The organism is Geobacillus sp. BK01 (assembly GCF_052220245.1).
In the GTDB taxonomy this organism is placed as follows: Bacteria; Bacillota; Bacilli; order Bacillales; family Anoxybacillaceae; genus Geobacillus.
Genome location: NZ_JBQPTH010000017.1, coordinates 20,344 through 40,797, shown reverse-complemented (window position 1 = coordinate 40,797; position 20,454 = coordinate 20,344). Strand labels below are relative to the sequence as shown.

Genomic DNA, 20,454 nt, shown 5'->3' with positions numbered 1-20,454 from the left:
ACCCCCGCCTGAGTGAAAAGCGGCGCCGATGACGCCGCTTTTAGTTTTTCCTCCACCCGACCGATTTTACACCCAATGACGGAGCAGTTCTTCCAATTTCATCCCGCGCGAGGCCTTCAACAACACGATATCGCCCGGAGAAGCGACGGAACGCACCGCTTCGGCCAATGCCGCCTTATCGTCGAACGCCCGCACCTGACCATCGGCAAAAAACGGTGCGGCGGCCGCTGCAATATGGTGCGCCAGCGGCCCATAAGCAAATACGTAATCCGCCATCTCCGGCCGCAGCATCGCCCCGATCTCTTCGTGAAACTCGGCTTCTTTTTCGCCAAGCTCAAGCATATCACCTAGCACCGCAATTTTTTTTCGATAGCCACCCAGTTCCCTAAGCAGCGTTAACGCCGCCCGCATTGAAGTTGGACTCGCATTGTAAGCATCGTTAATCACCGTGAAGCCATACTTTGTTTTAACGACTTCGGTGCGCATGCGCGTCACTTGCAGACGGGACAAGGCCGCATCAATGCCGTCCCAGCCGATGCCAAAAAAGCGAGCTACCGCAATGGCCGCGAGCGCGTTGTATACATGATGTTTTCCCAACACCGGCATAAAGAGCGTCCGATCCGGAAGCGCGTTAATGGCAAATGACGTCCCCCCCGCTTCAATGCGCACATCGGTCGGGTAGTAGTCGTTTCTCTCCTCTGCTCCAAATGTCGCGACATGGCGGGGAAGAGACAAGTTCGGCACCCGCTCAGCCAACAGCGGTTCGTCGCCGTGGTAGACGAACAAACCATCGCGGTGCACCCCCGCCAAAATTTCCAGTTTGGCCTTGGCGATGCCTTCCCGTGAGCCAAGTTCCTGCAAGTGCGATTCACCGATATTTGTGATCACGGCCGCATCCGGTTTGGCAATCGAGGTGAGCCGCTCAATTTCGCCAAATCCGCTCATCCCCATTTCCACGACAGCAATGTCCGTTTCCTCATCGAGCGCGAGGAGCGTGAGCGGTACGCCGATATGGTTGTTTAAGTTCCCTTCTGTTTTTTGCACGCGATATTGGACTGCAAGAAGAGCAGCGATCATATCTTTCGTCGTCGTTTTGCCGTTGCTGCCGGTCACGCCGACGACTTTCAACCCGAGCTGTTGGCGGTAGCGGGCGGCGAGACGCTGCAGCGCCGAAAGCGTATCATCGACGACAATCGCCGGGACACTCTCCGGCGGCGTCCCTTCCGTTTCGGACCATAGCACTGCCGCCGCTCCTTTTTGCACCGCCTCGTTCACAAAGGCGTGGCCGTTAAACTTCGCTCCAATGAGTGGAACGTACAAGTTGCCAGCTTGGATCGTTCTCGTGTCCGTCGATACGCCGCTGACGGCGATCATCTCCCACTTCGGCTTCGCGCAACGGCCGCCTGACATCTCGGCAATTTGCCGCACCGTCCGTTTCATCATCCGCTCTCACCCTCTTTATTTTTCAAATGTGTACGTAATCGTCTGCTTTTCTTGATGCCGTTCTAGAGCCAGCGCAATGAGGCGCTCGATCAGTTCCGGATACGGCACGCCGCTGTGCTGCCAAAGAAGCGGGAACATGCTGTATGGCGTAAATCCTGGCATCGTATTGATTTCGTTAATATAAACCGTGCCATCTTCGGCGAGGAAAAAGTCGGCACGCACGAGCCCGGACAAGTCGAGCGCTTTAAACGCGGCAATGGCCATTTCCTTGATCGTCTCATACTGCTCTGGCGTCACTTTGGCAGGAATAATTAATTCCGTTTGCCCGTCTTCATATTTCGCCTCATAGTCGTAAAATTCCTTTTTTGGCACAATTTCTCCGACGACCGAACAAATCGGTTCATCATTGCCGATAACGCCGATCTCGATCTCCCGGCCGACGATCGCTTCTTCAATGATGATTTTCCGGTCATACTTAAACGCCTGAGCAAACGCTTGGTGCAAATCGCCGCGCTGTTTACATTTCGAAATGCCGACGCTCGATCCGGCATTGGCCGGTTTGACAAAGCACGGGTAGCCAAGCTCTTGTTCGATCCGGTCGTAGACGGCTTCCCCGCCTTTTTGCCAGTCATATTTGGTCACCGCTACATATTTCGCCTGGCGCAGCCCGGCTTGGGCAAACAAGTTTTTCATCATCACCTTATCCATGCCGACGGCCGAGGCAAGCACGCCGTTGCCCACGTACGGGAGGTTTAACATTTCGAGCAGGCCTTGTACAGTTCCGTCTTCGCCGTTTGGCCCATGCAAAAGCGGGAAGATGACGTCGATCGTTTCCTCGCTGTCCGCAGGCGACGATTCCGACGCCGGCACCTGGTTTAAAGATACCGGGATCATAGCCGTCGCTGTCGACGTGAACTGCAGCTGTTTCACTTCTTCGACCGGTCCAGTCAATCGTTTTCCTCTGATCCACTGTCCTTCAGGGGTAATATAAATCGGAATCACATCAAATTTATGAGGATCAATGGCGTTCATCACTGCCATCGCCGTTGACAACGACACTTGATGTTCCGGCGATTTCCCGCCGTACAACACTCCGACTCTCGTTCTCATCCTTGTTCCTCCTCTTTCCTTGGCCATCGTTCCTATTGTATCACGTTTCGCACCCAACGGCCTGATATTTTATATGTACGGTGCAGCTTGTTTCGCCACCCCTCTGGTGCATCCGCCCAACACAAAAAATGCCATCTAACGTCCGTTAGATGGCCTACGCTACGGGTGAAGCACACGCCAAACCAACCGCCGCGGCATCGCTGTCACCATTTCAGCGAGCGCCTCTTGTCCCGTTTTCTCCACCCCGGCGAAATAGTCAGACACGCGGCGAAAAAACCGGTTTTTCTCGACGTCATCATTGAGCAAGCGGAACATGTTCTGCTCGCCGCCATTCGGTTCAGCTAAATCGTAAATCAAACCGTTCCGCTGCAAATATTGCAAATTGATGCGCTCCTGACCCGGCAGACAATCGATCGTAAACATCGGAATGCGCTTATGGAGCAGTTCACTCACCGTCACCCCGCCCGGCTTTGTCACCACCGCGTCCACCTCATCGTACAGCCGGTTCATTTCTTGCGGATCGGCAATGTACGGGAGCGGACGGATGTGGGGGAGCTTCCAGCTGGCAATTTCGTCGTACAACTCGCGATTGGCGCCGCATAGCACCGAATAACGAAACAGCGTCGATGCCCGGGCCGCCCGCAAAAAAGCCATCATATTGCCAAGCCCCTGGTTTCCGCCGGCGACAAGTATATGAATCGGCCGCCTCTTTCGCCGCGTCTCCACCGTGTTCATAAACACATCATGAACCGGGATGCCTGTGACCACGATGCGCCCCTCGTCAACCCCGTACTTTGTGACCAGCTCCCATTTCGCCTCTGGATGGGGGACGAAGTGATAATCGATAAACCGTTTTCCCCAGACGCTGTTCATGAAAAAATCGGTATAGACGTTCACCACAGGAACAAACAGCGCCTGTTTCCGCTTGAGTTGCTGCAAAATGCGCGATGGAAACGAGTGGGTGCAAACGATCAGATCCGGCCGTTCCTGCTCGAGCATTTTTTTCATTTTGCTTTCGAAATATGGCAGCCACGGCTCAAATGAAACAAACTCGAACCGCGGTGGCTCTTGATACATAAACGTTTTGTACACGCGATGATAGGAAGTGGGATGTGAGCGAATCCAGCGCAAGTAGGCTTCTGACACCATTTTTTCCATCAACTCATTGCAATAGCTTAAAAAATCGATTTTTTTGCTTTCGACCGCCGGAAACTGGCGGCGCAAAAAATCGATCAGCGTATCCGCGACTTTATGGTGTCCCGTGTTCATTTGAAACAACGGCAAGAACAACACTTTCATCATCGATCGCACCCTTTAGCCTTCGAAAGATTTTTTGCGCCTCCGCTGCCCAATCCACGCCACAAGCAAAAACAGCAAAAACAACGCCAATCCGACAAGCGGAAAAGAAACGAGGGGAATATGAACATGGCGACCGAGCAGCAACCCAATGAACATCAACGGAGCGACCCATCCGGCCGTTCCGAACGCCGCAAGCAGCAAAAACGACCGAAATGGAAACCGGCTCACTCCTGCCATATACGGGCAGATTTGCCGGACACCTGGCGCATAACAGCCGAACAAAATGCCCCATTTCCCATAGTGGCGGAACCAAAGCTGGGCCCGCCCCCACCGTTCGTCCGTAATTCCGACGTATTTGCCGTACTTTTTCATAAACGGCGCGCCCCACCATCGTCCGACGCCATACGCCGCCACCATGCCGACCATCGCTCCTCCCCAACATGACGCGAGCGACGGCCAAAGCAAAAGCTGCTCTTTGGCGACGATCAAACCGACGAAAAAAAGCAAACTTTCCTCCGGCGCCGGGATGCCGACAATGCCGCAAAATAAAAACAAAAACAGCATCACATATCCGTACGACTGAACGTACGGCAACCATACACTCGTTTCCATGGCTCCCCCATCACATCGACGAGATTCGTTTGTTAGTTTGCGCGTTTCTCATTTCTGTAATCGTCACCCAGCGCATCTTTTTCGCCGCTTCATCTTTCAGCAACAGCTCAAGCGCTGACAACATTTGCTCCGGCGCGCGCCGGTCAGCGCCTAATGCATCGCCGTTGTCGTGAAGAACAATGACCGCTCCGCCGCGCACTGCTTCTTTTAACCGGCGGAACAACTCCATTGCCCCCAGTTTGGCGTTCCAGTCGCCAACAATATGCGTCCATAACACGGTCGTATACCGTTTTTGCACAATGGGCGTCCATGCGTTAAAATGTCCCCACGGCGGGCGGTAATAAACCGGTCGTTGGCCTGTCGCCCGCTCAATCGCCGCAGCGGCGCGGCGCACCCCCCAATCGAGCCAAAGCGGCGGCAAAAGCCAGTTGCTCATATGGCGGTAATTGTGAATGCCGATTTCATGGCCTTCCTCCACCATGCGCCGCACAATATCCGGGTAACGCTCCGCTTTGCGGCCGACGACGAAAAACGTCGCCTTGACGCCATATTTCTTTAATAAATCTAACAGCTTTGGCGTATAATACGGGTCAGGGCCGTCATCAAACGTCAAAGCAAGACAATCCGGGGCTGTTCCTTCCCGAAACAACAGCACCCGCTTTTTGCGAATGACGATCGTCGGCACAACCCCGTAAACGACGATTCCAATAAGCAGACAACCAACAAGCCATGCCAACATCGTCTTTCACCTCTCGATAGTACTTTATCAACATTTCCTTCCTTTGAAAATAGGAAGCTAGCCTTTTATTTAAATAAATACACTGCTAGACTTATAAGCATATAGAAGCAGAACAAAAAAACAACGGGAAAATAATGCTAGCCCTATAGGATCGGGTTTGTACAAGTTTTCTTCACTTCGTACGAAATACAAGGCTGCCCGGTTTCCTCCCTAAATGATATGGCATCTGCTATAATACATATCGGTATACGACACCGAACGTGCGAAGAGCGATCGGTTCTCCAGTGTGTCCGCTCATCGGATGGAGCGAAACAACGGTATTCCATGTTTCCATAATTGCAAAAAAGACAGGTGATTTGCATTGCGAAAGAAAATCGTCTTAACCGGCGGTGGCACAGCCGGCCATGTGATGGTCAACGTCGCCTTGATTCCGAAACTAAAAGAACAAGGCTGGGACATCGTCTACATCGGCTCTCACGAGGGAATTGAGCGGGAGATCATCGGCCGCATCGACGGCGTGCCGTACTATTCGGTTTCGACCGGAAAACTGCGCCGTTATTTTGACTGGAAAAACTTCAAAGATCCGTTTAACGTACTAAGGGGGGTTTTTCAGGCGTACCACCTCATCCGAAAAGAAAAGCCGGACGTCGTTTTCTCCAAAGGCGGATTCGTCTCGGTTCCCGTCATTCTCGGCGCCTGGCTGAACGGTGTGCCGTCGGTCATTCATGAATCCGACTTGACGCCCGGCCTTGCAAACAAAATCGCCATGCCATTTGCGACGAAAATTTGCCTCACCTTTCCGGAAACGAAGCAACACGTCAGCGCCGATAAAGCGGTCTACGTCGGCGCTATCGTCCGCGAGGAACTGAAGCACGGCAGCGCTGCCCAAGGACGACAGATGTGCCAGTTCGACGGAAAAAAACCGGTGTTGCTTGCGATGGGCGGCAGCTTAGGCTCGAAAAAAATCAACGACGCCTTGCGCGCCAACTTATCGACACTGCTTGCCGAATTTGACATCATTCACATTTGCGGCAAAGGGAACATCGACCAAAGCCTTGTGCACCAAAAAGGATACAAACAGTTCGAATACGTCAACGAAGAGCTGCCGCACTTGTTGGCTCTGGCCGATATCGTCGTCTCCCGCGCCGGGGCGAACGCCATTTTCGAACTGCTCGCCTTGCGCAAGCCGATGCTGCTCATCCCGCTTTCGAAAGCGGCAAGCCGCGGCGACCAAATCCTAAACGCGCGCTCGTTTGAAAATGCGGGCTATGCCGAAGTGTTGATGGAGGAAGACTTGACAAACGAATCGCTCCATACTGCCATTCGCCGCCTATACGAAAACAAAGACCGCTATCAAAAAAACATGGAGAAAACCAACACAAGCGACCCGCTGCAAACATTGCTTGCGGTCATTCACGATACCGCAGCACGATAAACAAACAGGCTATGCCCCATACATAGTTGGGGGGCATAGCCTCGTTGTTTGCGCTCGTTTAGAAATGTTTTCTGCAAATATGAATGAAAAAACTCTCTCCTTTGTCTCCCTTTCTTTTTCACCCATTTCAACGTAATTTCCGTTCAATCAAAACCGCCCGATGGAGTGGATCCACCAGGCGGCATGATTAGAAGTATAAGAAGTAAATGACAACGGCCAGCACGATCCGATACACGGCAAACGGCACGAGACGGATGCGGTTGATAAGCTGCAGGAAAAAGCGGATCGCCAGCAAAGCAAAGACGAAGGCGCTCAAAAATCCGACGATGAAAAACGGGATGTCGGCGGCCGTAACGTACTGCCAGTTTTTCAACAGCGACAGCCCGCTCGCCCCGGCCATGATCGGGACAGCCATAATGAACGTGAAATCGGCCGCAGCGCGATGGCTCATGCCGACGAGCACCCCACCGGCGATCGTTGAACCGGAGCGGGAAAAGCCCGGCCATAACGATAAACATTGCACCAACCCGACGAGAAACGCCTGTTTGTATGTAATGTGGTCGACCGTCTGCGCCCGCGCAACCCTTTTCGCGAATTTGTCAGCGGCGATCATGAGCAGCGCGCCGAGCACAAGGCCGATCAGCACTGTTTTGGTCGAGAACAAATGTTCATCGATGTAGTCTTCAAACAACACGCCGAGCACCCCGGCCGGAAGTAGGCCAATGATGACGTGAATGAGCGTCAGCCGCGGTTTCCCGCCCGGATGGCGGCCGCGGAAACCAAGCAAATCGAGAAATCGGTCTTTAAACACCACAACGGCGGCCAAAATCGAGCCGAGCTGGATGACAACTTTAAATGTATTCGCCGCGTACTTGCCTAAAAACTCAGTCGATCTCAGCCAAAGATCGTCCACAATGATCATATGCCCGGTCGAAGACACAGGGGCGAACTCGGTCAGCCCCTCGACCATCCCTAACATAACCGCCTTCAACAGCTCGATCCAGTGCATTCGTTCCATCCTTTCTGCGCGGGGTCGTCCTTTTTATACATATGGGCCGGGCGGGCGAAATAACACCCCGCTTCGGCCGCGCCTGCTCTATTGTACTACAAATCATTCGTTTCTACTACCCGCGCTTTTTTGGATGGGCGTTATACCGGGAAGAGCGCCAAGTCATCAGTCAACGGGCGGAAATGGGCCCGCCCCCAGCTCCCCGCGCCGTTCTAGGTAATGGTATAAAGCGCCGAGCAAGTTCGCATCGTTTTTGAAGCGGCACGCCTCCACAACGGGGCGGACTTTCGCGATCGAAACAACCGACAGCAGCGCGGAAAGCCGCTTGTTGATTTCACCGACGAAATCGGGACGGCTGCTAATGCCCCCGCCGACAATGATTTTTTCCGGATCGTACGCATACTGCAAATTAAAAATGCCTTGCGCCAAGGCGAAGTAAAATCGGTCGATCGCCTTTTGCGCGGCTTCATCGCCGCCCTCTGCCAACGCAAATACTTTTTCTCCGTCCAATTCACTTTCTTGCATCCCTTTTTCCTCGGCCACCATCCGGATCAGCGCACTCGTCGCCGCCAGCTCACTCCATGTTTTGCATTCAACGGTTCCGTTTGCATAACGGACATCCATCAACATATAGCCAAACTCTCCGCCGTGCAAGTGCGCTCCTTTATGAATGCGTCCGTCTTTCACGATCGCTCCGCCGATGCCGGTGCCGACGATGACAAAGACGATGTCACGGCACCCCCGGCCCGCCCCCTTCCATAATTCGCCAAGCGCCGCGCAGTTCGCATCATTTTCCAGCTCCACCGGCAGCCCCGTCTCCCCGCCGAATACGGCTTTAAAGTTGGGGCCGTGAATGCACGGCAAGGCACTGCTTCCGCCGATGATGCCGATGTCGCTGTCAACGCTGCCTGCCGAACTGATCGCAATGCCGGAAAGTTTGTAATTCGCCTGCGCTTGGCGGACGACGCGAAGCAAGTCGTCGCGAAATCGTTGAAAGTCATGACGCTCTGAACGATAGCGCCCCTTTTCCAAAAAATCGCCGTGCTCGTTTATGACGGCATGTTTCACATACGTGCCCCCAATGTCGAAAACGATATAGCAACGCATCGATGGCGCCTCCTCCATTCTTTTCACTGTTCCCGTGCTTTATGTATTCGTTATCCAATCATCCGCTCCTCCCTGCCGCAAGGAAAGAAACCGCCCCGTTGGGCGGGGGCGGATCGCTTCCATCATCGCTCATATCCCATTGACAGCGCCTTTTGCGCATTGCGGACATCGTTATGCAGCAGCTGAGCGAGGTCGTATGCCGGGTAATAGCCGCGTTCATGCATGTAGTTGAACGCCTTTTCATGCGTTTCAATCGCCTTCAGCAAGTGCTTGACAAACGTCTTCCGCAATACGGGCGTAGCCGTTTCCGTGATGACAGCGGCGTAATTGCGCACCGACGTTTTCGCAAAGCCAAGCAAGTCGCCCGCATGCAAGGCCCGGTCGCCATCATCATGGTCGCGGCTTTCTTCCATCATCGGCGCCGCCGGGATGAAGGCAAGCAGCTCACGCAAGTTCGTTTCCAATCCTTGAATCGTTTCCGTATAAAGCCCTTTGAGCTCAGGACAATCGATCTTGCCGACAGCCTTTTTCATTTTCATTAACGCGTTGGCCTGAAAAGCGATCAATTCATGCAGCTCCAACGTTTCGTGCCATGCCAAATGGCGATGGCCGTGCATTTGCCCATGCATATGGTTCATCACATTTCCCCCTCATTTTTTATCAGTCCATTTCCATTTACTGTTATATGCCTATGAAAAGGAAACGGTCACCATTGTACGGGCCTTCCGCATCGGCAAAAAAGGCGTTCCGCCCAAGCGAAACACCTTTTTCCATCCCGTTTACAGCCAATCCCCGCCATCAAATCCATCGCCACCATCAAACCAGTCATCAACATCCAGACCGTCGGCCACATCATCAAGGGCATCGTCGAGCAGCTCTTCCGCCACCATCCCCGCCAACATGCCAGCCGCGAATCCGCCAATGGCGCCGGACCATCCATGTCCGCCATGGCGCGAATGATGGATGGATGAATAACGGCCGGACGGATGGCCGGGGATTGGCGAATGCGGCGCCATCCATGGATGTCCGGATGGCTGGGCGGCTCCAGCCGCGCGCACAGCCCCGTCGATTGCTTCTTTCAATAAACCGGCTGCAGTCGCCGGATCACGAAGCTGGTCGTTCGAAATAACCAACTCCTGCCTGATCTCGCGTTCGCCTCCCCAACCACTGCGGGCATCAATTTCCAGATGAAGGCGCACCCCTTGCTCTTCGGCAAGGGCAAAAAACTCGACTTCCTGGACGATCCCTTGAAATTCGCCCGTTGGAAAGAATGAAAATTCCTGTCCGTACGGTGTAATGGTCCCGGATGCCGGTTTCTCGCGAAAACCTAAGGCTGCCAAAGCGGAAAACACTTGCTCCAAGGCTGTCGGCGGCAAAATGTGAATGGCGTCTTGGTCGTACGCATCAGCTCCATCCGCAATATCGAGATGAGTCACGAACGTATAGCGCACGGTCGGGCGGCTGATCGGCAAATGGAGCGGCAGTGTGTACGAAAACGGCAGCACTTTCCGCTCGCCAGGCTGAATCGTAAACGACGAGGCCACCGGGATGACAGCTGCCCGACGGCGGTATGTCTTGCCGCCTGCCTCTACGTCAAGCTGAAGCACCACTTCCAGCTTGCGGATTTGTTGGGCGACCGAACCGCCTTCCAACAAAAACTCTCCTTCCATCGTTTCACCAAGGCGCACATGCGGGCGATGCAGCGCGAGATCCACTTTTGCAGCGCCAATGCCGAGCTTCGATAAAAACTTTTTCCACATCGTGCCTCTCTCCTTTTTTCATCCTCATGTCACCCTTGAATTACGAACAAGCCGCCAACATGGTGTCACCGACATCACTTGATCGACCTTGGGGCGATCAACACAGCCATTGAAAGCATCGTCGCTTTTTCATCATTCCCATTTTCGACACTATATACCTCAATGATAAGCCGACTCGGGTGAATCTATCGACAGAGCGATCCCGGAGCAACAACGCTTCTATTATGAATCCCTCGTACGATAGGCAATTTCGTACGGAGAGGGGGACTTTCCCGCCATTCGACACGCGTCGATTTCCAGGGAAATGTTTCCCCTTTTCTCGACATTATTCCCGCAAATGGTACGGCAATGTCGCGATGACTATATCTTTTTTCATAATTTAAGAGGAAGTGCAAAATAAATGCCGTTTGGGTATGCAAAAATGTATGTCAACTTTAACCTTACCCAATCATAATTTTTCCTTTCGGGTACCGGAACGGATCCGGCTGGCGGCGCAGCGTGACCGCGTACGCGATCGTCAGCGGGCCGACGCGGCCGGCAAACATCGTCAAGATAATGATCACCTTTCCTAACGGAGACAACTCCGGAGTCAGTCCCATCGACAGCCCGACGGTTCCAAACGCCGACGTCGCTTCGAATAAAATCATGAGAAAGTCTTTTCCGCTCTCAGTGATCGTCAACACCATCGTGACAAACATGACGATAAACAGCCCGCTCATTGTCACGGTCAGCGACTTGTACACCGTATCGTACACGATCCGTTTCCGGAATAAAATGACATCCTCTTTTCCGCGAATTTGCGACCATACCGCACCGAGCAATGTCGCAAATGTCGTCGTTTTGATCCCTCCGCCTGTTGAACCGGGGGAAGCGCCGACAAACATGAGGAAAATGATCAAAAACAGCGTCGGCTGCGTCAAATCCGGGATATTGAGTGTATTAGACCCCGCTGTTCTCGGAGTGACCGCCTGGTAAAACGCCGACAAAAACTTTCCTGACAGCGACAGCGGCCCCATCGTCTTCGGGTTGTCCCACTCAAGCAGCAAAATCAGCGCCATGCTGGCCACTAGCAGCCATGCCGTCGTAATGGCGACGACCTTCGTATGGAGGGAAAGGCGGCGCGTCTGTCTATACTCGTACACTTCATTCATGACGATAAAGCCGATTCCGCCTAAAATAATCAAAATCGGCACAACAAGGCTGACGACCGGATCGTCCACGTAGCCGGTCAAGCTGCGGAACTCGCCCATTAAATCAAACCCGGCGTTGTTAAAGTTCGAAATCGCATGGAAAAAGCCAAAGTAAATCGCCCGGCCGAGCGGCATGTCAAAGGCAAAGCGGATCGAGAGCAGCACCCCGCCGATCCCTTCGATCACAACAGTAAAAAGGAAAATGCGTTTGACAAGACGGACGATGCCCTCGATCGTCAAATTGTTGAGCGCCTCTTGGAGGATGAGCCGCTCTTTCAACGAAATGCGTTTGCCAAGCAAAAAGGCAAACAGCGTCGCAAACGTCATAAATCCGAGCCCGCCGACTTGAATGAGCGTCAAAATGACGAGCTGGCCAAACAGGGTAAACGTCGTCCCGGTATCGACGACGACAAGTCCGGTTACGCACGTCGCCGAAGTCGCTGTAAACAACGCGTCTAAAAACGGCATCCCTCTTCCATCGACGGTCGCAACAGGAAGCGTCAACAGCAGCGCTCCAATGAAAATAATGAGCGCAAATCCAGACACGAGAATTTTCGGCGGATCAAAAAATTTGCCTTTCGGATTCACTGGCATGGCCTCTCCTTTCCCTTCATCCAGTTCTTCCTTATAGTTCTGGATGATGCATAGAAAAAATATACCAAAAACAAGCCGATTCCGGTACAGCGAACAATTTTTATCATAATGTCCTAGTTGTCTAATAAAATGGGTAAAGGGCATGACCACATGCATCGGAACGTTTTCAGAAGGGCGGCTGAAACCTTTTCGCTTTCCATTCGTCTATATGAGTGGCAGTCCATCGACATACAGGGAAATGGGGCGGCAAGGAAGGGGGCATCCGTCAGTCTTTAAAAAACATTCCATTGACTTTTAGCAAAAGACGTATTATGCTACTTGACATGGAGACGTTCCAATGTAAAATGATGTAAGGACAAAATGTTGGCTGCTATGTGCAGCTGCTGTTCATAGAAATATAGAATGGATCTTCCGAGAATATGAGGCAAAGGAGGAGAAGAGGACGTGAAAGCGATTGGAGAAAAGCTGTTAACAAAATGCCGTTCTCTCCCTAACCAATATATTGGTTTTTTTATTTTCGCCGTGCTCCTGTTTTGGCTGAAGACGTACGCTGCCTATCTAGCGGAATTTAACCTTGGCATCAGCAACTCCATGCAGGAGTTTTTGCTGTTTATCAACCCGATTAGTTCGGCGGTGTTTTTCCTTGGTTTAGCACTCTTAGCCAGGGAAACGCGGGTGTATAAGCGGCTCGTTACTATTAATTTCATTTTGTCGTTTATTTTATACGCGAATATCGTCTATTACCGCTTTTTCAGCGATTTTATTACGTTGCCGACGTTGACGCAAACGAAAAACTTCGGCGATCTTGGCGGCAGCATTTGGGAGCTGCTTAGATGGTATGATATGTTCTATTTCTTGGATACGATCATTTTAGCGGTCATCGTATTCTCGAAACGGTTCTCGCTCCCGCCAGTGCGCGCCGGCCGTATCAAAAAAGGCGTTATTTTTGCCTCGGCCATTTTATTGTTCAGCGTCAACTTGGCGCTTGCGGAAGCCGACCGCCCACAGCTGTTGACAAGAACGTTTGACCGCAACTATATCGTCAAATATTTAGGTGTATACAACTACTTGATTTACGACGCGATCCAAAGTATGAAATCGTCGACACAGCGGGCGTTCGCGAACAAAAGTGACATCACGACCGTATTGAACCATGTGCAGGCGACGTACGCTGAGCCGAATCCGAAATATTTCGGTGTGGCGAAAGGAAAAAATGTGATTTACATTCACTTGGAGTCGCTGCAAAACTTTGTTATTCACTACAAATTGCACGGGGAAGAGGTCACCCCGTTCTTAAACTCGCTCACCCGTGATCCGAATACGTTCTATTTTGATAACTTCTTCCATCAAACGGGTCAAGGGAAAACATCGGACGCGGAGTTTATGCTCGAAAACTCGCTCTATGGCCTGCCGCAAGGGGCCGTCTTCACGACAAAAGGGCAAAATACGTACCATGCGGCACCGGCCATTTTGCGCCAATACGGTTACACAAGCGCGGTTTTTCACGGCAACTACAAATCGTTCTGGAACCGTGATGAAATTTACAAATCGTTCGGGTTCGATCATTTCTTTGACGCCAGCTACTACAGCATGAAAGACGAAGACGTCTTAAACTACGGGTTGAAAGACAAACCGTTCTTCCGGGAATCGATCCCGCTGTTAGAAACGTTGAAAGAGCCGTTCTACGTGAAGTTCATTACATTATCGAACCACTTCCCGTACCCGATCAGCGAAGAAGACGCGACGATCGCGCCGGCAACGACGGGAGACGGCTCGGTCGACCGTTACTTCCAAACGGCCCGCTACTTGGATGAGGCCGTCAAAGAGTTCTTTGACTACTTGAAAAAATCCGGTCTGTACGACCGCTCAGTCATCATTTTATACGGCGACCATTACGGCATTTCCGAAAACCATAACAAAGCCATGTCGCAAATTTTAGGCAAGGAAATTACGCCGCATGAGCACGCCCAGTTGCAACGGGTGCCGCTGTTCATCCATGTCCCGGGCGTCAAAGGTGGTACGATTCACGAGTTCGGCGGCCAAATCGACTTGTTGCCGACTTTGTTACATTTGCTTGGCATCGATACGAAAAATTATGTCCACTTTGGAACGGACTTGCTGTCGCCTGACCATCAGGAAATCATCCCGTTCCGCAACGGGGACTTTGTCACACCGGAAGTAACAGCGGTTAATGGCAAATACTATGATACGAAAACGGGCGCACCGCTCGAAGAGACACCGGAAATTCAACGTCTTGAACAAATCGCCCAAACAAAACTCGATTTGTCCGATAAAGTCGTGTACGGCGATTTGCTCCGGTTCTACACTCCGAAAGGCTTCAAGCCGATCGACCCGTCGAAGTACGATTACAATAACCGCGAAAATGAAGAGGGAAGCGCACCATAAGCGCTTCCCTCTTTTTTTCTAGCGCTGCAGCAGAAGCTCCACAGCGCGTTTGGCGTTGACATAGCCGGCTCCGTAGACGTTCGGGTCGCGTCCTTTCCATAAATCGGCGCCGTCTTTTAACGCCTGCTTAACTTCATCCGGCGTTGCCCCCGGTCTCGCCTCGAGCATTAAGGCGACAATGCCGGCGCAAATCGGCGTCGCCATCGACGTGCCGGACATCGATATATAATGATCACCGACCCGGCTTTGCTTATTCAGCTTGTCAAGAAATGAGCGTGGGGCGCGAAGCGATATAATGTTGACCCCTGGAACGACGAGATCCGGTTTTGCCACTCCATACTCGGTCGGCCCCCGGCTCGAAAACGGGGCCACCTCATCATCTGTGCGTGTCGCCGCCGTATCGCGGTCATCAAGGGCTCCCACTGTAATGATGCGGTCGCTAATGCCCGGGCTGGCAATCGTGCCGTAACTTGGCCCTTCATTCCCCGCTGCCGCGCAGACGACAATGCCGTGCTCCCACGCCCGCTCCGCCACCTGCACGAGCGGGTCGTCATTTTCGGTCGGAAACGGCTGCGGCTCCCCACCGAGCGATAATGAAATAATGTTGATCCGCCCCGCCGGGTTTTGCTCGTTGTAATCAAGGCACCATTCAATGCCACGCATAATCGTTTCCAACGTCCCGCTCCCCGAACGGTCGAGCACTTTCACGCCAACAACGTTCGTCTCGTACGCCGGCCCGGCGTACAGCCCGTCCGACATGCGCCCATTTCCCGCCGCATCGCCGGCGCAATGCGTACCATGCCCGTTGTCATCATACGGCGCCGTGCGTCCATTGACAAAATCGACAAAGGCGGTAATCCTTCCTTCTAAATCCGGGTGCGGGTAAATGCCTGTGTCGACAATGGCGATCGTCACCCCTTTGCCGCTTAATTCCGTCCCGTTGACAGCCACATGTTTCGCCTGTGCCGATGGCACTGCATTGTTTAACAGCGCCTTCACTTGCCGGTTGAGGTATACTTTTTTCACTTTCGGATGCTCGAGCAGCTGCTCAAGCGCCGCCGGTGTCACCCGCGCGCTATAAATCGGGACATGGCGGAAATGGTGGTGCATTTTCATGCGGAAATGATCCCGCTCCGCCTTGACTAACGCCTCAACGCCCTCGCTGTCTTCAACCTCGATCAAAACGGAAACGGTTTTCCATTTGCGTAGCCATCGCTCTATCCAGCGGTGAAAAATGCACGGCATGCGCGTCATTGGTTTATACATATTCACAAGCTTATGACGGAGCGGACGGTCAAGCCGTCTCGCATGACGGCGGGCGAGCTGCACGATCGAATAACCAAACATCGCCTTCCTCCTCCCTTTGTTTGTTGCTATACTCATATGACATATAGAGAGTGAAGGAAGCGGCGTTTTGATTAGGACGTATGAACGAAAAAACGCCTGCCTGGGCTGACACCAGGCAGGCGTGTCTATTCATCCTCGACCTTCTCAAGCACAATTCGCTCCGCTTTTCCTAAATAATGCTCAACTTGGCGCAACACATTGTCCGGCTCGGCAAACGCCCCGACTTGCGTCCCGTCAACGATGACGCGCGTCAAATAGCTTCCGCTTGGCGCCCGCCCGTCCCCCTCATCCGGCCTGCTTGGCGGAGGATTGTTCGGGGCATTCGGTTTCTTCCGCAATCCGAGCGCTCGCTCAAGGCCGTTCACATGGCCGCGGGCAATCGTCCGTAAAAAATTGGGGTCAGCTAGCTTTTCCGCGTCCTCCTTATGGTCGATAAACCCGTTTTCCGTCAACACGGCAGGCATTGTCGTTTCCCTTAGCACATGGAAATTCGCTTCTTTTTTGCCGCGGTCGCGAAATCGCGTCGCCCGGATGATTTCTTCATGCAGCACATCGCGAATGCGGGCCGTTCGGGAATTTCTCGACAACTCATGGTAAATGTAATCCTCATATCCCGTGCCACCGCCCGCATTCACGTGGATGGACACATAAACATCAGCCCCCCAACGGTTGGCTCGGTTCGTCCGTTCCTCAAGCGACACCGTTTCATCGCTCATGCGGCTCAGCTGGATCAAAACCCCTTCATACTCACTTTGCAGCAGGCGGCGCATCTCAAGTGCAATCGATAACGTAATATCTTTCTCCTGCAGCCCGTTGCCGACTGCGCCGGTATCTATTCCCCCGTGGCCGGGGTCGATGAAAATTTTGGGCATATCTATCCTCCTATTGGTGATCATCGCTTCGCCGTTACTATATCATATAAGCGATGGCACCAAAAGGAAACCGGCAAATGCCTACATGAACGAACACGTGCACAGTTTAGCTGACACGAAACCGGCTTAAAAATTGCTTCAATCGCTTGTTTTTAGAACGTGCAAAAATTTGTTCAGGTGACCCTTCTTCCACAATATAGCCATTGTCTAAAAACACGATGCGATCAGCGACCTCCCGGGCAAACTCCATCTCATGAGTGACCAACATCATCGTCATTTTCCCTTCGTGTGCCAGTTCGCGAATCACTTCCAATACCTCGCCGACCAGCTCTGGGTCTAACGCAGAGGTCACCTCATCAAAGAGCATCACTTTTGGGCGCATGACTAGCGCTCTTGCCATCGCCACCCGTTGCTTTTGTCCCCCGGATAATTGTGCAGGATAAACATCCAACTTATCGCCGAGCTTTACTTTCTCGAGCATTGTTACGGCCCGTTCCTTTGCCTCCTGCTTAGACAATCCAAGTACATGAATGGGTGCAACAGTACAATTTTCAAGCACTGTCATATGCGGGAACAAATTAAAGTGTTGAAAGACCATCCCTATATTCTTTCTGACATGCCGCAAATGCCTTTCATTGGCGGGTATAACCCGCCCGTCGATGTTCATATGCCATAACGGTGTTCCATCTACTTCAATGAAGCCAGATGTCGGTTGTTCTAACGTCATTAACATGCGGATTAACGTTGTCTTGCCTGAACCGCTTGGGCCGATTAATGCTACTTTCTCCCCCTCGGCAATCTCCAGATTAATCCCTTTTAACACTTCCGTTTTTCCAAACGATTTTCGGACATCCTTGTAACGCACCATCGTTTTCATTTATGCAATCACTCCCTTCTGTTTCTGTTGACGCAATATTTCCTTTTTATCCAGCCGTCGATTCATTTTCTTTTCAAGGTACTGAATCAACAAAGAAGATGGATAGCTCATCACCAAGAAGAAAAAGGCAACGATCGTGAACGGTTCGAGATATACCCAATGTTGCGCCCCATACATTTTCGCCGTCAACATCATCCCCATCACCCCAATCGAGGCGGTAGTCGGAATCTCTTTGAACATAATAATTAAGTAATTTCCAAGCATAGGGATGATAGGAGGAATCGCCTGCGGCAAAATAATTTTCGTCCATGTACGCACCCGGGAAAAATTCAATGCAACAGCTGCCTCCCACTGCCCTTTATCAACGGCATCAATGCCAGAACGGTACACCTCAGCTGTATATGTGCTGTAATGCACCCCTAGCCCGATGATCGCTGCTGCAACAGGAGATAACGTCACCCCGACGTGCGGAACAAGCGGCCAAGCATAAAACAAAAAGTACAATTGGACAAGCGGAGGGGTCGAACGGATAAACTCCATCACCGCGGTGACTGCCCATCTGCACCATGCCCACGGTATCCGCCGCAGCAGTATCCATCCGATTCCGAGAATTAATGAAACGGCATAGCAAGCTAATGTGAGGCCTAACGTCAACCACATCGCTTGAAAAATCAATGGGAATACATCTTTCGCCACATTCCAATCCCATATCATCGGCTTGCCACCCCTCTCGATACCGACTGTTCCGCCCGCCGGGTCATCCAAATAAACGGAAGCGCCAATAAGAAATAGAATATGAGCATCATAGCGAAAGTAAGAATGCCAAGGTCAATATGATTGTTGCGGAAAACCATCCCTGCATATGTAATATCGGTCAGCCCGATAAGTGAAACGAGAGAAGTCGATTTTAACATTTGAATAAAGTTGTTCCCAAAATCAGGGAGCATCATCCGCACGGCCTGAGGCAGAATGATCAACCTCATTCGCTGAAAACGGGTCATATTGAGAGCAATCGCTGCCTCATGCTGCCCGCGGTCAACGGCTAAGATGCAACTACGGACCGTCTCAGACGCATACGCACCGTAGTTCAGCGAAATGGCAATGACTCCCGCCCAAAATGATGAGAGGTTTAGCGGCGGCAAAAACGGAAGCGCCTGTGCAAGCATGGGTAAGGCATAATACACCCAAAATAGCTGCACGACCAACGAAGTGCCGCGAAAAAATTCCACATACACCCTAATAGTCCACCGGATCCAACGGGATTTAGCCAGCCTTCCCAGCCCGGCCATCACCGCAATGATGAACGCCAACACGGCGGAAGTCAGTAACAGAAGCAAAGTCGTTTGAATCCCTTTAGAAAGAACTTGAAACACATCGACAATGTCTTGAACGGAAATAACCGCTCACCCTTTCCTATGTTAAAATCATTTGATGATGTTTACTGCGTGGCGTTTCCGCACAATTGCGCCGTCGTCATATCCCCCGGAAGATTTTCCTCCCCGAATCCATTCTTTTGCAAAATATTCAGCAATTCCCCTGACTCCTTCAATTTTTGCAGCTCTTTGTTGTACGCCTCTCTTAACTCATCATCATCCTGACGGAAAACAGCTGCTCCGTAGCTTGGGATCCCTTCCACATCAGGCTGCTTGAAATCGCTGACTAGTTCTAGTCCTTCTTCACCTGCTGACTGCAGCGCGTTTTTCATCGTCAACTGAGTTCCTGTCGCCGCATCCGCCCGTCCGGTTTTCACAGCATCCATAACCGCAGGAATATCAGGAACAAGCACGATTTGTTCATCTTTCACACCGGATTGTTTTAAATAATCCACTTCCATCGAAGCTGACATAACTGCAATTTTCGTATCCGGCTGCTTGGCAATATCTTCATAGCTATGGAGATTTTTCGGGTTCCCTTTTTTCACAACTAACGCATCGCCGACTTGATATTCCGGCTCCGCAAAATCGACTCGTTCACACCGGTTTGGCAAAATCGCCATTCCTGCCGTGATGACATCAAATTTGCCAGCATTCAACCCCGGTATTAGCTCATTAAACTCTGCAAGCCGACCTTCGATTCTTTCAATCCCCAGTTGTTGAAAAATCTCTTTCGCAATATCGACTGCTTCTCCTTTTAATTCACCATTTTCCTCATAAGCATACGGTTTTTCATTCGCAAATCCCACATACACCACTCCTTTTTCCCGGAGCTCTTCGAGTCGACTGTCACCCGATCCCGCCGTATCAGACGAACTGCACCCAACTAAAGCAAGCATAAGCAACAACACCGTTACCCCTATCCTTTTCACCAACATCGTCCTCCTTTTCTAGTATGATTAAGGAAAAAATAAGTAAAATAGGGTACAACAAACATTGTAACAATCGTTTTAGCCGTTGATCAAATTGCATATCAATTCTTAAAATTCGATAACGTCGGATATGAATTCGTTTGCTAGCAAATGATTCTGTTTCTTCCAAATTGCTAGCATATCATCCAAAATCCTTTTATATGCTCCTAAATCTTGCTCATGTTCTATTATGAACATTCGCCCCTGTCCTTTTTTCGCTATTTATACAGCACTTCCGTGACCATACTGTTCGCGAAGAAAGCGCATTATTTATGAGACATGGCTTTATTGTGATATAATGGAAAAGGAT

The 20,454-nt window shown here is 51.6% G+C and carries 18 protein-coding genes; 2 read left to right on the top strand and 16 right to left on the bottom strand.

All coding sequences use genetic code 11. The annotated features are described in order from the left end of the window. Positions 1-66: 66 nt before the first annotated feature. The 5 genes from ACTVDO_RS13970 to ACTVDO_RS13950 all read right to left on the bottom strand — a co-directional run bounded on the left by ACTVDO_RS13970 (position 67) and on the right by ACTVDO_RS13950 (position 5,203). Positions 67-1,443, bottom strand: a complete 1,377-nt coding sequence (locus ACTVDO_RS13970) for a UDP-N-acetylmuramoyl-tripeptide--D-alanyl-D-alanine ligase (protein WP_020958446.1) — start codon at positions 1,441-1,443, stop codon at positions 67-69. A gap of 15 nt (positions 1,444-1,458) precedes the next feature. Next, a complete protein-coding gene (locus ACTVDO_RS13965) occupies positions 1,459-2,553 on the bottom strand; it encodes a D-alanine--D-alanine ligase (protein ID WP_020958445.1) in 1,095 nt (364 codons plus the stop codon). 159 nt (positions 2,554-2,712) lie between these two features. Continuing rightward, complete coding sequence (locus ACTVDO_RS13960; RefSeq protein WP_020958444.1) at positions 2,713-3,855, bottom strand: MGDG synthase family glycosyltransferase; 1,143 nt, start codon at positions 3,853-3,855, stop codon at positions 2,713-2,715. 12 nt (positions 3,856-3,867) lie between these two features. After that, the gene (locus ACTVDO_RS13955; protein ID WP_020958443.1) at positions 3,868-4,464 is read right to left on the bottom strand and encodes a DedA family protein; all 597 of its coding nucleotides are present in this window, start codon (positions 4,462-4,464) and stop codon (positions 3,868-3,870) included. 10 nt (positions 4,465-4,474) lie between these two features. After that, on the bottom strand, positions 4,475-5,203 hold the full coding sequence (locus ACTVDO_RS13950; RefSeq protein ID WP_020958442.1) for a polysaccharide deacetylase family protein: 729 nt from the start codon (positions 5,201-5,203) through the stop codon (positions 4,475-4,477). 361 nt (positions 5,204-5,564) lie between these two features. Between ACTVDO_RS13950 and ACTVDO_RS13945 the strand changes: the two genes are divergently transcribed. Beyond that, on the top strand, positions 5,565-6,638 hold the full coding sequence (locus tag ACTVDO_RS13945) for an undecaprenyldiphospho-muramoylpentapeptide beta-N-acetylglucosaminyltransferase (protein WP_442901725.1): 1,074 nt from the start codon (positions 5,565-5,567) through the stop codon (positions 6,636-6,638). 187 nt (positions 6,639-6,825) lie between these two features. Here ACTVDO_RS13945 and ACTVDO_RS13940 read toward each other — a convergent pair whose 3' ends face one another. From ACTVDO_RS13940 to ACTVDO_RS13920, 5 genes are all read right to left on the bottom strand, one after another. Next, on the bottom strand, positions 6,826-7,647 hold the full coding sequence (locus ACTVDO_RS13940; protein WP_020958440.1) for an undecaprenyl-diphosphate phosphatase: 822 nt from the start codon (positions 7,645-7,647) through the stop codon (positions 6,826-6,828). A 165-nt stretch (positions 7,648-7,812) separates the two neighbouring features. Beyond that, a complete protein-coding gene (locus ACTVDO_RS13935; protein WP_020958439.1) occupies positions 7,813-8,754 on the bottom strand; it encodes an ROK family protein in 942 nt (313 codons plus the stop codon). 122 nt (positions 8,755-8,876) lie between these two features. Further along, positions 8,877-9,383, bottom strand: a complete 507-nt coding sequence (locus ACTVDO_RS13930) for a spore coat protein (RefSeq protein ID WP_041267819.1) — start codon at positions 9,381-9,383, stop codon at positions 8,877-8,879. 150 nt (positions 9,384-9,533) lie between these two features. Next, entirely contained in the window at positions 9,534-10,514 is a 981-nt protein-coding gene (locus tag ACTVDO_RS13925) for a sporulation protein (RefSeq protein WP_442901724.1), read from the bottom strand. A 440-nt stretch (positions 10,515-10,954) separates the two neighbouring features. Further along, positions 10,955-12,292 carry a TrkH family potassium uptake protein gene (locus ACTVDO_RS13920; protein WP_041267818.1) on the bottom strand — a complete coding sequence of 446 codons (1,338 nt, stop codon included), beginning with the start codon at positions 12,290-12,292 and terminating at the stop codon, positions 10,955-10,957. A gap of 450 nt (positions 12,293-12,742) precedes the next feature. Here ACTVDO_RS13920 and ACTVDO_RS13915 point away from each other — a divergent pair, with 450 nt between their 5' ends. Continuing rightward, positions 12,743-14,704 (top strand): LTA synthase family protein, encoded by a 1,962-nt coding sequence (locus ACTVDO_RS13915; RefSeq protein ID WP_442901723.1) that lies wholly within the window; start codon positions 12,743-12,745, stop codon positions 14,702-14,704. A gap of 18 nt (positions 14,705-14,722) precedes the next feature. Here ACTVDO_RS13915 and ACTVDO_RS13910 read toward each other — a convergent pair whose 3' ends face one another. The 6 genes from ACTVDO_RS13910 to ehuB all read right to left on the bottom strand — a co-directional run bounded on the left by ACTVDO_RS13910 (position 14,723) and on the right by ehuB (position 20,111). After that, positions 14,723-16,051: a S8 family serine peptidase gene (locus tag ACTVDO_RS13910; RefSeq protein ID WP_442901722.1), complete on the bottom strand. Its 1,329-nt coding sequence runs from the start codon at positions 16,049-16,051 to the stop codon at positions 14,723-14,725. A gap of 125 nt (positions 16,052-16,176) precedes the next feature. Further along, on the bottom strand, positions 16,177-16,923 hold the full coding sequence (locus tag ACTVDO_RS13905) for an N-acetylmuramoyl-L-alanine amidase family protein (RefSeq protein WP_020958433.1): 747 nt from the start codon (positions 16,921-16,923) through the stop codon (positions 16,177-16,179). A 106-nt stretch (positions 16,924-17,029) separates the two neighbouring features. After that, positions 17,030-17,800, bottom strand: coding sequence for an ectoine/hydroxyectoine ABC transporter ATP-binding protein EhuA (gene ehuA, locus ACTVDO_RS13900; RefSeq protein ID WP_020958432.1), 771 nt, complete (start codon positions 17,798-17,800; stop codon positions 17,030-17,032). Further along, positions 17,801-18,514 (bottom strand): ectoine/hydroxyectoine ABC transporter permease subunit EhuD, encoded by a 714-nt coding sequence (ehuD, locus tag ACTVDO_RS13895; RefSeq protein WP_020958431.1) that lies wholly within the window; start codon positions 18,512-18,514, stop codon positions 17,801-17,803. Next, positions 18,511-19,182 (bottom strand): ectoine/hydroxyectoine ABC transporter permease subunit EhuC, encoded by a 672-nt coding sequence (gene ehuC, locus ACTVDO_RS13890; protein WP_420480330.1) that lies wholly within the window; start codon positions 19,180-19,182, stop codon positions 18,511-18,513. Before ehuC ends, ehuD begins: the two co-directional genes overlap by 4 nt. Positions 19,183-19,238: 56 nt before the next feature. Next, positions 19,239-20,111 (bottom strand): ectoine/hydroxyectoine ABC transporter substrate-binding protein EhuB, encoded by an 873-nt coding sequence (gene ehuB, locus ACTVDO_RS13885; protein ID WP_023817424.1) that lies wholly within the window; start codon positions 20,109-20,111, stop codon positions 19,239-19,241. Positions 20,112-20,454: the final 343 nt, after the last annotated feature.